The organism is Kitasatospora sp. NPDC059462, from assembly GCF_042749955.1.
Classification (GTDB): Bacteria; Actinomycetota; Actinomycetes; order Streptomycetales; family Streptomycetaceae; genus Kitasatospora.
Genome location: NZ_JBHYUU010000228.1, coordinates 1 through 11,119 on the forward strand (window position 1 = coordinate 1; position 11,119 = coordinate 11,119).

13 protein-coding genes and 1 pseudogene are annotated in these 11,119 nt (G+C 73.5%); all 14 read right to left on the reverse strand.

Going from position 1 to position 11,119, the window contains the following annotated elements; all coding sequences use genetic code 11:
- Window positions 1-93: 93 nt before the first annotated feature.
- Window positions 94-792, reverse strand: a pseudogene (locus tag ACFXAM_RS34395) (AAA family ATPase); the annotation flags it as partial.
- Window positions 793-960: 168 nt separating this feature from the next.
- Complete coding sequence (locus ACFXAM_RS34400; protein ID WP_380297312.1) at window positions 961-1,137, reverse strand: hypothetical protein; 177 nt, start codon at window positions 1,135-1,137, stop codon at window positions 961-963.
- Window positions 1,138-1,298: 161 nt separating this feature from the next.
- Window positions 1,299-2,159 carry a hypothetical protein gene (locus ACFXAM_RS34405; protein WP_380297313.1) on the reverse strand — a complete coding sequence of 287 codons (861 nt, stop codon included), beginning with the start codon at window positions 2,157-2,159 and terminating at the stop codon, window positions 1,299-1,301.
- A 21-nt stretch (window positions 2,160-2,180) separates the two neighbouring features.
- A complete protein-coding gene (locus tag ACFXAM_RS34410; RefSeq protein ID WP_380297314.1) occupies window positions 2,181-3,806 on the reverse strand; it encodes a DUF317 domain-containing protein in 1,626 nt (541 codons plus the stop codon).
- A 63-nt stretch (window positions 3,807-3,869) separates the two neighbouring features.
- The gene (locus tag ACFXAM_RS34415) at window positions 3,870-4,703 is read right to left on the reverse strand and encodes a hypothetical protein (protein ID WP_380297316.1); all 834 of its coding nucleotides are present in this window, start codon (window positions 4,701-4,703) and stop codon (window positions 3,870-3,872) included.
- Window positions 4,704-4,834: 131 nt separating this feature from the next.
- Window positions 4,835-5,620 (reverse strand): hypothetical protein, encoded by a 786-nt coding sequence (locus ACFXAM_RS34420; protein ID WP_380297318.1) that lies wholly within the window; start codon window positions 5,618-5,620, stop codon window positions 4,835-4,837.
- Window positions 5,621-5,633: 13 nt separating this feature from the next.
- Window positions 5,634-6,209 carry a hypothetical protein gene (locus ACFXAM_RS34425; RefSeq protein ID WP_380297319.1) on the reverse strand — a complete coding sequence of 192 codons (576 nt, stop codon included), beginning with the start codon at window positions 6,207-6,209 and terminating at the stop codon, window positions 5,634-5,636.
- On the reverse strand, window positions 6,206-7,108 hold the full coding sequence (locus ACFXAM_RS34430) for a DUF317 domain-containing protein (protein ID WP_380297320.1): 903 nt from the start codon (window positions 7,106-7,108) through the stop codon (window positions 6,206-6,208). Before ACFXAM_RS34430 ends, ACFXAM_RS34425 begins: the two co-directional genes overlap by 4 nt.
- 30 nt (window positions 7,109-7,138) lie before the next feature.
- Entirely contained in the window at window positions 7,139-7,414 is a 276-nt protein-coding gene (locus ACFXAM_RS34435) for a hypothetical protein (protein WP_380297322.1), read from the reverse strand.
- A 75-nt stretch (window positions 7,415-7,489) separates the two neighbouring features.
- Window positions 7,490-8,374 (reverse strand): hypothetical protein, encoded by an 885-nt coding sequence (locus ACFXAM_RS34440; protein ID WP_380297324.1) that lies wholly within the window; start codon window positions 8,372-8,374, stop codon window positions 7,490-7,492.
- Window positions 8,371-9,195: a hypothetical protein gene (locus ACFXAM_RS34445; protein ID WP_380297325.1), complete on the reverse strand. Its 825-nt coding sequence runs from the start codon at window positions 9,193-9,195 to the stop codon at window positions 8,371-8,373. Before ACFXAM_RS34445 ends, ACFXAM_RS34440 begins: the two co-directional genes overlap by 4 nt.
- A gap of 35 nt (window positions 9,196-9,230) precedes the next feature.
- Entirely contained in the window at window positions 9,231-9,554 is a 324-nt protein-coding gene (locus ACFXAM_RS34450) for a hypothetical protein (RefSeq protein ID WP_380297327.1), read from the reverse strand.
- Window positions 9,555-9,663: 109 nt separating this feature from the next.
- Window positions 9,664-10,359: a hypothetical protein gene (locus ACFXAM_RS34455; protein WP_380297329.1), complete on the reverse strand. Its 696-nt coding sequence runs from the start codon at window positions 10,357-10,359 to the stop codon at window positions 9,664-9,666.
- A gap of 116 nt (window positions 10,360-10,475) precedes the next feature.
- Window positions 10,476-10,754, reverse strand: coding sequence for a hypothetical protein (locus ACFXAM_RS34460; protein ID WP_380297331.1), 279 nt, complete (start codon window positions 10,752-10,754; stop codon window positions 10,476-10,478).
- Window positions 10,755-11,119: the final 365 nt, after the last annotated feature.

Below are 11,119 nucleotides of genomic sequence, written 5' to 3' on the forward strand. Positions count from 1 at the left end.
AATTTGGGCTTCGACACCTCAAGGATCACAGAGGACGGCGTGTTTCACGTCCAGCCGTAGATCAGCGCACCCACACATGCGGCAGGAGAGCCCGAAAAAGCCGGGCTGAGCCGTGACGGTCTCGCCCCGGTGGGCCTTGACCTGGATCTGGCGGCGCCCGTCCATCGCTGGATACATCGCCGACAGAACTTTGGGCGAGATCAAGGTCGCGTCGTCGATCAGCAGAGCGCGGCCCTCGGTCATCGCGGTGACCAGCGGACCGTACTGCCAGACGTAGCCCCCACTGTCGTCCAGCGTGTAGTCGCCGATCAGGTCGCCGACCGTGGTGTCGCCATCGCCCGCGACGGTGATCAAGTCCGGGAACGCCGCCTCGATCAGCGAGGTCTTGCCGGTGCCCGGGGGACCGTAGAGCAGCACCGGCACGTCGGCGGCACGCAGCCGCGCCAGTGCCTCGACGTCGGGCAGGGAGGCCAGCTCCCGGGGGTAGTAGAGCTGGCCGCCCGCTCGGCGGATCGGACCGACCTGCCTGGGCGTGGCCGCTGGGGGCGGGGCCGTTCGGGCCGTGGCAGCCTGGGCCCGGGGAGAATGGGTCCGCGGTGGACTGATCACCACGACTGCTGCGGCGAAGGCGGTCTTCCCGTTCGCGCGGAACTGCCTTCCACCAGTGCCGAGCTGGTCGGCCTCTCCGCGCTGAACCAGGGTGTTGACCGCCTGCTGGACGGCACCGTGGGAGTGACCCAGCGCCTTGGATATCTCCCCGATGGTGAGCGGGTCCGCCGGCCGGTCGGCCAGCAACTTGGCGACCTTGGCCCGAAGTTCGCCGGGCTTGGCGTGTGCTGGTTTGACGGGCGGTGCGGGCGTGGTCAAAGCGAGGAACCTCCAACGGGTTCGCGGGCGGGCGGGGTTGGCAATGTGCCGGGATGGTGGGGCCGTTCCCGGAGCGGATCAAGGGCGAGACGATCACCGGGACCGTGGGGGCGCGGCCGGCCCGCTCACGGGCTCTGTCCGGACCAGTTCGCCCGGGGCCTCGGCCGGGCCAGGAGCCTCCTCGAAGCCGACCCGGAGCAGGATCCGCAACGCGGCGGCGTTGTAGCTCGTGGTGGTGGTCTCGCCGGTGGCGGTGCGCCGGATCGGCACGAACTGCTGGGCTGTGCGCTCTGCGGGCGCCCCCGCCTCGTGGACGGGCGATGGCCCCTGGGCGGAGTCGAGAGGATGCGAGGTCAGGGTTTCTCCGTGGTGTTCGGGTCGGGGCTTGGGCGGCGGGTGCCGGCCGTGTTCCGGGGTGCGGGACTCGACGGTCAGCGGGCGCGGCGCTGCTGCGGCAGCGTCCGTGGTGCAGCCGAGGCCGGCTGCGGGGTTGTCCGTGGGCGCTTGGTCGTGGTGCATGTACGGGCCGCGTCCGCACGGCGGCTCTCCGCCGGGGTGGTGAACAGCTCGTCGCTCGCGTAGCGGAACGCGCCGGCGGCGTCCTCCAGCAGCTCGGCCTGGATCCGCTGGGGTGCCCGGGCGGCGTCGGCCAGGATCTCGAGGATGCGTGCGTCCAGCAGCCCGGCCTCGCGGGGCAGCCCGTACGCGGAGGCGACGGCATGGCGGGCGGTCGCCTCGATCGTGGCGGACCACGCCGTCGGCAGGTTCGGGCCTTCGGGCACGATGCCGCAGACCGTCGGTCCCAGGTTGGCGAGGGCCCGCGGCAGGGGGGCCTCGTCGTCGATGGCGGCCATGAGGGCCACCTCAAGGGCCGTGTATGACGCGGCCCCCAGACGGGAGAAGAGGTGTCCGTTGTGCAGCCAGGCGACTGCCTGCTGCTGCGGGCCGGGGGTAGGCGTGGGCAACTCCGGTAGCTCGATGACCAATTCGTCGGGGCCTGCGGTCGTGGCGAGTGCCCGCCAGAAGCATGCCAGCCGCGCCGTGCCCTTGAGGGTGTCGGCATTGGCCAAGGCGGTCAGCACGGCAGGGTCGAGCGGGTTCTGTGGACGCGGGTACACCTGCTGGGCGAGGCGGAAGCCGGCGTCGGCGAGGGCCAGGCAGCCCCTGGACGGCTCCAGCGTCCGGCTCGCGGCGACCAGTAGGTCGGCGATTGGGGCGCTGCCCAGGCCCTCGTAGGCGGCGTTCAGCAGGCGGCGGCTGTCCAGGAGCGCGGGGTGTGGGGGGTCGGTCATGGTCGTCTCTGAGTGATGAGTTCAGCGCCGCTGGCTGGGGGCGGGGGCGCTGACCAGGGTGCTTGTGGCGGCGGCGGTGCCGGGCTCCGGACTCGAGCGGGGCAGCTGGCTGCCGTGGGCGAGGGCCGCAGTGCGCCGTTGGGCTGGAGCAGTGACGGCCTCGGCACTCACCGGGGTGACGACGGCGACCTTCCGGTCGGTCGCGTCAAGGTGGAGGCCGGTGGTGCTGCGCAGCAGGGGCTCCGGGGAGGCGAGGTCGCGGCAGAGTGCGGCGGCGAGGCGGGAGGGGGTGTTCGCGCTGATCTCTGCCATCCAGTACCCGCGGGCCCGGTAGCAGCTGATCCGGGCGGCGGGCTTTCCGCGCAGGTCGTGGAGGGCACTCGGGACGTCGCAGTGGGCGTTGACGTAGCCGTCGGGCGAGCGGAAGGAGACGGAGCCGCGGGGCTCGACGTTGCTCTGCCACCCCGCCTCGGCGAGGGGCAGGAGACCGAGGGCCAGGACTCCGGCCTGGAAGGGCTGGCGGGAGTCCGACCCGGCTTCGTCCAGCATGGCGAGCGCCTCGTCGACTACGCCGGCGATCAGCTCGGGCGGGGCCAGGTCGCCGCTGGTGATGCGCCAGGCGACGCTCGCTCCCCGGTGCTGGGCACCCCAGACCCGCCAGGCGGCGCTCTGCCGCGTCGGGGTGTCGGTGCCGTCGGGCCAGGCGACGCCGAGCCTGCCGCACGGGCTGGTCATCGAGGTCGTGCCCAACGTCCAGCCCTGGGAGGCGAGATGGTCCTTGATCTGTTCGGCACCGCCACGGCCGGGTCCGGCGTAGTGGCGGGGGGTTACGGTGACCAGCTCCGGTTCGGGTTCGGGGCTGAGGGCCGGTTCGGCGGCGGTTCGGTCGGGGGTGGTCGGCAGCGGGTTCTCTAGGTCGGTCGGGGGCGCCAGCTGGGGGCGCCATCGCGGCAGGGCGGCGCAGGCGGCGGGCTCGATCGTGACGCGGGCCATGTGGTGGGCGGGGATCTCGCTGCGGCGGCGCAGCGCCGCGTCCGAGGCCAGCGTCACCGCCACCGTGCGCAGGACTGCCTCGGGAGCCCACGGCGAGGCGATGACCTCCCACGCCAGCTCGGAGCTGGTGTTGCCCAGGCTGAAGGCGAGTGTGCGCTCTGGGTGGGAGGGCACCAGGAGGGTGGCGGCGCCGGGCGAGTGGATGAACGTCCGCCAGGGGCCCTGCTTGATCGTCCATCCGGCGTCGGAGAGGATCCGCGCGATGTCGTCACCGGCCCTGCGGTCGGCAAGGACGGTGGCTGGGTCGCTGTCGAGTCGGCCGGCGGCGTCCAGGACAAGGCCATGGGTGAGTTCGTAGGGCGTCCTGGGGCTGAACCAGGCGCACCAGAGCTCCGTGGCGTCCTGCTCCCCGCTGTCGTAAGCGGAGAGCTTCCAGTGGTTCTGGAGGATGCGGCGGCCGAGGGGGAAGTCGCCGCGCTCCACGGCCATGCGGCGGCAGGGGCTGACGAGCAGGGGTTCTTCGGGGGTGCTGTCCGGGTCGTGCTCCCACCCGTACGCGGAGACGAGGTGGTCGCCCAGGTCGCTGGGCGCGGTGCCGGTGCCGGCCAGCTCCAATGGGCGGACGGCGACCAGTTCGTCGGTGTCGGTGGGCAACTCGGGCTCCAAGCAGAGGGGGTGGGCGGAACGGTGCCTCGCCGAGCGGGGCTCCGTCGGCGGTCACCGCCGTGAGGCGCTCGCGGTCGCGGGGTGAGCGGTGGCAGGGTTGCCGGCGGGCGCGGTGGTGCTCGTGGAGGACAGGCTGGGCAGGGAACGGGTGATGGCGGCGGCCCGGCGGCTGGTCGCGGTGGTGAGGGACTGTGCGGTGACCGGGGTGACGACGGCGACCTCCCGGTCGGTGGCGTCCAGGCGCAGGTGATCGGGATTGCGGATCAGGGGCCCGGGGTCGGCGACGTCGCGGCACAGGGCGGCGGCCAGCCGGGAGGGGGTGTTCGCGCTGATCTCGACCTCCCAGAATCCGAGCGCCCGCCGGCAGGAGATGCGAGCGGCTGGTCGGCCGCGGAGTTCGTACAGGGCGTCCGGGGGCCCGCAGCGGGCGCTGAGGAGTCCGTCGGGCGACTCGAACGTGGCGGCGCCCTTGGGGGTCACCTCGCTGGTCCAGCCCGCGGCTGCCAACGGCAGGAACCCCAGCGCCAGGACGCCCGACTCGAACGGTGTCCGGTCGGCCTTGTCGGCCTCGTCCAGCATCGTGGTCGCCTCGCCGATCAGACCTTCGACGATCTCCTGGGGGACGAGGCGCCAGCCGGTGACCCGCCAGGCGACGCCCGCGCCGGCGCGCTGGGTGCCCCAGACCCGCCACGGCGCGTACGTCCGCTCGCGTCCCCAGCCGCGCGGCTTGTCCGACTCGGTGGGCCAGGCGACGCCCAGCCGGCCGCACGCACTGGTGAGGACGCCCTCCGCATCAACCCATCCCTCGGCCTGGAGACGTTGGCGAAGCCGGTCGACGGCGTCGACGCTGGGCCCGGCGTAGTGGCGAGGGGTGACCGCGACCAACGCTGGTGGCGGACTGGGCTGTTCAGCACCGGCCTCGGTCGGGCCGCCGAGTTCCAGCGGGCGGACGGCGACCAGGTCGTCGGGGTCGGGATCGGCGGGCAGCGAGGTCTCCAGGAGCGAGAGGGGCCAGGTCAGGACGGGCGGTGCCGCGGCGCCGGCACGGACGCGCTGCTGCCGGTGCGCGGCCGGTCGGAGAGCGGAAGTGCGGTGGACACCGGAAGGGACGCGGTGGTCCGGGCGCGAGCCGCGCCGAACCGTCCGGTGCGCGGCGGGCGTTCGGCGAGCGTCTGGGTGGTCAGCAGGTTCCGGTGCCGCGCCGGGAGCTGCCCGGCCCGGCGGACGGCCGGGGCCAGAAGGGCGGCGGTCGCGGCGGTCAGCAGTGGCTCGGGGGCGGTCGCGCCGAACCGCACCGTCCAGGTGCCCTTCTCGGCGGCGCCGGTCAGCATCACGTCGCTGCCGGGGGCTTCCAGCGGGAAGGAGAGAGCGGCGCGGCGGTCGGGGGCGGAGACCAGCTCGTAGCCGTCGCGGTGGTGGCCGGACCAGCCGGCCGCGAGCAGGGCCGCGCGGGCGTGGTGGCCGACGAGGCGGTCGGTGCCGGTGAAGAGGTCCGGGCGGTGGAGGAGGCCGGTGGCGGCCTCGTCGAGGAGGGACTGGGTGATCTCGGCCGGTACCTGGTGGCAGAAGGCGACCGACCAGTCGGCCCCGCTCAGCGACAGGGGTGTCGGCCCTGGTTCGTTGGAGAGGGCGATGCCGTCGGTGCCGCTCACGAGGACGACGTGGGCAGGCACGGTGTCGGGACGGAACCAGCCGTGCCGCTCGGCGAGGACTGACGGCAGGTCGGCGTCGCCGGGCCCGGCGAGGTGGGTGGGGCGGACGGAGAGGAGCGGCTCGGTGGAGACGGGGGAAGCAGTGGGCACAAATCTCGTTCGGTCAGGGGGCCGGGACTCGGCCTCGGCCCGCAAGCGGGGTGGCTGGACGCAGGGGGCCAGCGGAGTAGACGACGGCCGGTGGGGTGCCTGCCGGCACGCTCGTCCGGGCGGTGGCGGCGTGGACCCGGCGGCGTCCCTCGTCGGAAGGCGGTCCGGGACAGGCCCCACGTTCCTCGGCCAGCAGCAGGGCGTAGTCGAGCCGGGGCAGGAGTCGACGGCGGGCCGTTTCGGCCGCCCGCGCCGGTGACGTGCTGACGGACAGACCGAACGGCGTCAGGTCCTCCACCGCGCCGGGCTCCGTTCCGGCCGGGACCAGCGGTGCGATCAGATAGCGGCCCGCACGGAACGGGCGTGGGAGAACGACCAGCTCCCGGCCCCGGCCGTCGCGCAGCATCCCGAGACGGTCGTTGGCGAAGTCCAGCAGGGCCCACTGGGTGATCCCGAGGTCCCAGAGCCGCTCGTACACCTTGGTCAGCGCCGCCGACGTGCTCACATCCTCCAGCGCCGACTCCCAGGTGCCGGGAAGCCGGCAGGCCACCGCACCGGTGAACGCCTCAAGGGCGCGGTTGTTCCTCACCGCTGCCGTCCCCGGTCTGCCGCCGCGGGCCGTAGCGGTCCGGCCTGATCGCGCAGCGGGGCGCGGAGGGCCGGGGCGGTGCCCGAGCGGGCGGCGCTGGAGCGCTGGTCGGCGAGGAGTTCGACGGCGGTCGGCAGCGCTGTACGAGCTTCGGCAGCGCGCCGGTCGACCTCGGCCTGCTCGGTGCGGGCCCGGGCGACCACCCGCTGCGGCAGCTCGTCGGTGGTACGGACGACCGGGCTGTCGTCGGCGACGGCGCCGTTCACCGCAGCGATCAGGTGCAGCGGCGTGCACGAGCTGAAGGCAGCACTCCATCCCACGTCCGGATCGTCCGGGGAGATGCGCCAGGTGAAGCCGCGCTGCACGTCGGCCGCCAGCTCGACCGCCGGATCGGCGAGCGGTGCGACGTCGTACTCGACCGCGCCGTCGCCCGACCTGGTCAGCCAGTGGCCGTCGGAGCGGGACGTCGACCAACCTGCGTCGGTGAGAGCCTGGTTGGCGTCCGCGAGCGCTCCCTCCAGCGACACGAAGGTGCCCGTGTGGTCGCTGACCACGTCGAACTGGAGGGAGTCGGCCAGCTGGCCGAGGAACGCCTGGACGATCTCCGGCGGGGTGGCCCGGCTGAATCCGCCGCGCCAGGCGGGGCCGGTGAACGGTTCCGGGGAGGCGGCGACCTGCCACGCCTGCGGCTGGTCGGGACGGTACCCGACGCGGACACGGTGGCACGGGCTGGTGGCCATCACCTCGGCGCGGCTCGGGCCGAGGGCCTCGACCCGCCACCCGTGCAACGGCTCGAAGGCGGTGACGACGGACGCCCGGTCGCCGGGGCCGGCGAGGTAGCGGGGGCGGACCAGGGTCTCGACGTCGGGGTCGTGGTGCGGCAGGTAGGTGTCGGGCAAGGGCTAGAGCTCCGGTGGGTGCGGGTGCTGTCAACGGCCTTGGGAGCGGCGGGTGTTGGGGGCGGTCGGCGGCGGTGTGGGGGTTTGCGTGGGTGAGGGCTGGATCGGTGCTGCGCGAAGCCGGGCCGCCTGGGCGCGGGCGGCGGCCGGAAGGGGCGCGGAGGTGTCCCGGGTCCACTCGTACGCGGCGTCGAGGCTGTCGAACTGCCTGCTGCGGACCGTGTAGGCGGGACTCTTGTCGTCGGGCAGCTGCCAGAAGAAGACCTGCGCCGGGCCGGGCGACTGCTGGGTGTCGGTGGCGATCACCCAGGTCTCGTACGGTGGTTCGTGGCGGGTGAATGTGTCGTGGACCTCGAACCGCTCACCGCTGCCGTGGTCAGGTCAGCCGGCGTCGGTTCGCCGGGTGTAGGCCGCGGCGGCGGCCCGTACCAGGGCCCGCTGCCGCTCGATCGGGAGGGCGTCGATGGTGGCGATCTTCTCCTTGATCGCGGGATCGAATATGCCGCTGCTGGTGTCGGCCAGACCGGCGGCGGTGAGGATCCGGCCGATCACCTCGGCCTCGATCAGCGCCTCGCAGCTGTCGTGCACTTCGCTGTAGGTCCGGACGTGGGTGGTGACGCCGACCAGGGCTTCGGACAGCGGTCCGCGGTGGCCCAGCAGCAGGCTCAGAGCGGCGAGTACTTCCTCGGTGGCACAGCGCAGTAGGTCGGTGTCCTCGGGGTGGGACAGCCAGCGCACACCCCTCATCTCGTACAGCTCCTGGGCCAGTTCGGGGTCGCCGGAGTGCTCGGCCTCAGCGGCCAGGCACGCGGCGATGCTCGCCTCGGTGGCGTCCAGGGCGCCGACGACATGGTCGAGCCGGGTCCGCAGCTCGCTCTCGTAGACGGGCAGCAGCGAGCCGGCGAGTTCGTCGGCGGCCGTGGCCGGGTCGGCGGGAACGGCGACGGAGCCGAGCGGAGAGATGCTGTCGTACACGGGCACGTCGAAGGCGACGAGGGGGCAGACCAGGAAGGGCCGGTTCGCTTCGGCGGTGGGCAGTACCAGGAGCTGGCGCCCGCCGGGGCCGTCGAGCACGGCCGTCTGCGCCATGGTGTCGCGGTCCAGCCCGAGGTCCTGGGCACGGCGGCGGTCCCACACGCGGTAGTAGAAGTGGTGGCGAAGGTCGGCGTCGTCGCTCAGGTCCAGGTCGGTGGCTTCCCACCGGTCCGGAAGTCGTTCGGCCAGAGCGTGCGCGAAGTCCGCCAGGCGGCTCTGAGGGCTGGTCATGATCGGATTCCTTCGTTGGACTTCTTGGTGGACAGGTGGCGAAGGACGCGGGGCAGGGTCAACGCGGAGTCCAGCCGTCCGGCGGCGAAGAAGAGCGGGACGCCGCCGGTGCCGGTGTCCCCAGGGCGGGCGAGGCTGTAGCCCACGGCACCGCCGTCGGCAGCGGTGCGCCAGCGCACCAGCACCCCGCGCTCGGCCAGCGCTTTGGCGTAGCCGTCCACGGTGGTGGCCTCCCGCAGGGCCTGGCGCATCTGCTGCTGGAGCCAGACGCGGGTCGGCTCGGTCCAGCCGTGCTGCTCGGCCTTGATGATCTCGGCTGTGGTCGGATAACTGGTGGTGTTCCTGCCCTGGCCGACCGGACGTAGCCCCCACTCGGCTTCGAGGGCTCGGCACTCGGCCTGGGCACGGACCGCGGCGCGGTGCATGCCGGGCCGGGAGCCGTCGGGCAGGACGGTGATGCCGGCGAGGTGGATGTGGTGCTCGGCGTGGCGCACCGCGACCCACCGGCACTCGGGGCGCCCGAGGGGGGCCAGGCCCGTGGCGTGGGCGATGCGCCGGGCCACCGTCGCCCACTGCTGGTCGGACAGCAGCGGGTCCTCGGGGGCGGCGCGCACGGAGCAGTGCCACACCCTGCTGGGCGGCATCGAGCCGAGTTCGGCGGCGCGCAGGCGGGCGTACTGGTCGAGCCGGACCGCGAGGTGGCCCAGGTCGGCCGCCCGGTCGCGGCCGGGATCGGGGGCGCCGTGAAGGTCCCAGGCGGCGACGAGGTGCGGGTCGGTGTGTTCCTCGCGGCGTCCGGGACCGTAGAGGTAGGCGAGCAACGGGCGGATGGCGTTGCCCGTCGTGACGTCGGGGATCAGGACGCCTCCAGGACGGCGTCGAGGGCGAGGTACGTACGGGCGGCAACGGCGGGCAGCACCGCGAGAGCAGCCTGCCGGGCCGGACCGTCGTCGGCGTCCCGGGCCGCGGTGACCGCCATGTTCAGCTCGCCGGCCACGCGGTCGAGGGCCTCGACGAGGGGCCTGCGCGGGTCGCTGTCGGGCCGTCCCAGCGGATTGCTGGACTGCGCGGCGGCCAGCGCCGCGTTGCCGACGAACCCGGCCACGGTCAGGTGCTCGGCGAAGGCGCGTTCGCGGATCACGGCGATGGCGGCGGGCGTGAACCGCACCGTGGTCTGCACGCTGCGGCGGTCCGCGGTGCGGGGGCGGCGCCGCTGATCCGGGGCCGGCGGGCGCTGGATGGTGTAGGGGATGGGGATCCGGGTCCTTCCGGGGGTCTCGGCGCCGGTGTCAGCGGCTCTTCGGTCGTGGGGTGCGGCTGTCGGCGGCGCCCGCCACGGGCTCGGGCGCGGACCGCGGGGGCGAGACCGCGACCACGGCAGTGCCCGCGGCCAGGGCCCCGGCGGCGCGGGCACTGGGCGGAGCGATCAGCAGCGGGGGCAGCGGGTTGTCGTCGGCCCCCGCCTTGGTGGTCCACTTCCTCGCTGCCTCGACGGTGGGGAAGCCGCCCTCGCGCAGGGTGTACGAGTGACCCGGCATGTCGATGTCCTCGAAGAGGACCCGGACGGGCTGCTGGCCGGGCTCGGGCCGGGTGTCCTGGACGATGACCCAGGTCTGGTAGGAGTCGACCTGGTCGTACGTGTAGTCGTCCACGGCGTGGAAGCGGTCGCCGGAGCGGGCGAGGAATTCCTCCAGGTCGCGCGTGGCCTGGTCGGTGTCCATCGGATCCTCGACGTCCGGGGTGACGAGAGCCGGGTCCGCGCCGCGGGAGACCAGCCAGTTCTGGGCGAGCGCGAACACGGGGTGGCGGGTGTAGTCGAACCGGAACGTGCCCGCTGCCAGGTCGCGCTGGACGTCGACACCGACGTACTGCGGGGACCCGGGGATGTACCAGGTCATGCTGCGGTCGTACACGAGGTAGAAGCTCTCCGTCAGGAGCGCGGTGTGAGGGTTGGTCACGTGCTGGACGGCCAGCGGCAGGAGCATGTCCAGGCTCAGCGACAGCCCGGCGTGGTCCAGTTCGTCCTTGCGGCTTGCGGGTTGGAGGTTGTCGACGTCGAAGCCGATCTCGTCGAGGTCGGTGGGGATGGCAGTCCTCTCGGTCAGTGCCGCAGGCCCGGTCGGTCAGCAGCGGTGCCCTGGGGCGGAGGCGGGGTTGGGGAGAGGCTGCTGCCGGCGGGGAGGGTGCGGGCGGCGGCGGCCTGCGAACGGGTGGGGCCCAGATTCTTGACGTACCAGGCGGCGAGGTCGTCGTGGACACCCGCGAGCAGGCTGCCGGCCGGCGTGGTTCGCAGGGTTGCGTCCGGCAGCCGGTCGAGGAGCTGCTGCTGTACGAGGGCGTCCAGTTGGTCGGGCAGGAGGGCGCGGGCTCCTGCGGTCATCGGACGGGCGAGGTCCTCCTGCGTGGTCGCCCCGTCGCGCAGCCGGTCGAGGACGGTGGCCGTGAGCGGGTGCGCGCCCAGGCGCAGGACCTCCTCGACGACGGCGCTGTGGTGCTCGGTGACCGTCTCGAAGCGGTACCTGATCGCCCAGCTGTACGCGTTGAGGTAGACGGACCACAGCTCCTTCGCGGCCGGCGTGGCCTGCGGGCCGGCCGCAGTCGTGCGCAGCAGGCTGCCCTGCTCCAGGCGGTCGCGGTGCCAGGCGATTTCGGGCTCTCCTGCTTGATGTGTGGGTCAGGCTGTTGAGGGTTGGCGTCCGGGGAGGATGGGCCGGGGGCCTGCGAGGGTCAGCATGACGAGGGCAA

What these genes read in the sequence shown, in the direction of transcription:
- ACFXAM_RS34405 (WP_380297313.1), bottom strand. Translation starts at nt 2,159, where the DNA reads ATGACCGACCCCCCACACCCCGCGCTCCTGGACAGCCGCCGCCTGCTG.
- ACFXAM_RS34440 (WP_380297324.1), bottom strand. Translation starts at nt 8,374, where the DNA reads ATGACCAGCCCTCAGAGCCGCCTGGCGGACTTCGCGCACGCTCTGGCC.
- ACFXAM_RS34455 (WP_380297329.1), bottom strand. Translation starts at nt 10,359, where the DNA reads ATGCTCCTGCCGCTGGCCGTCCAGCACGTGACCAACCCTCACACCGCG.
- ACFXAM_RS34460 (WP_380297331.1), bottom strand. Translation starts at nt 10,754, where the DNA reads ATGACCGCAGGAGCCCGCGCCCTCCTGCCCGACCAACTGGACGCCCTC.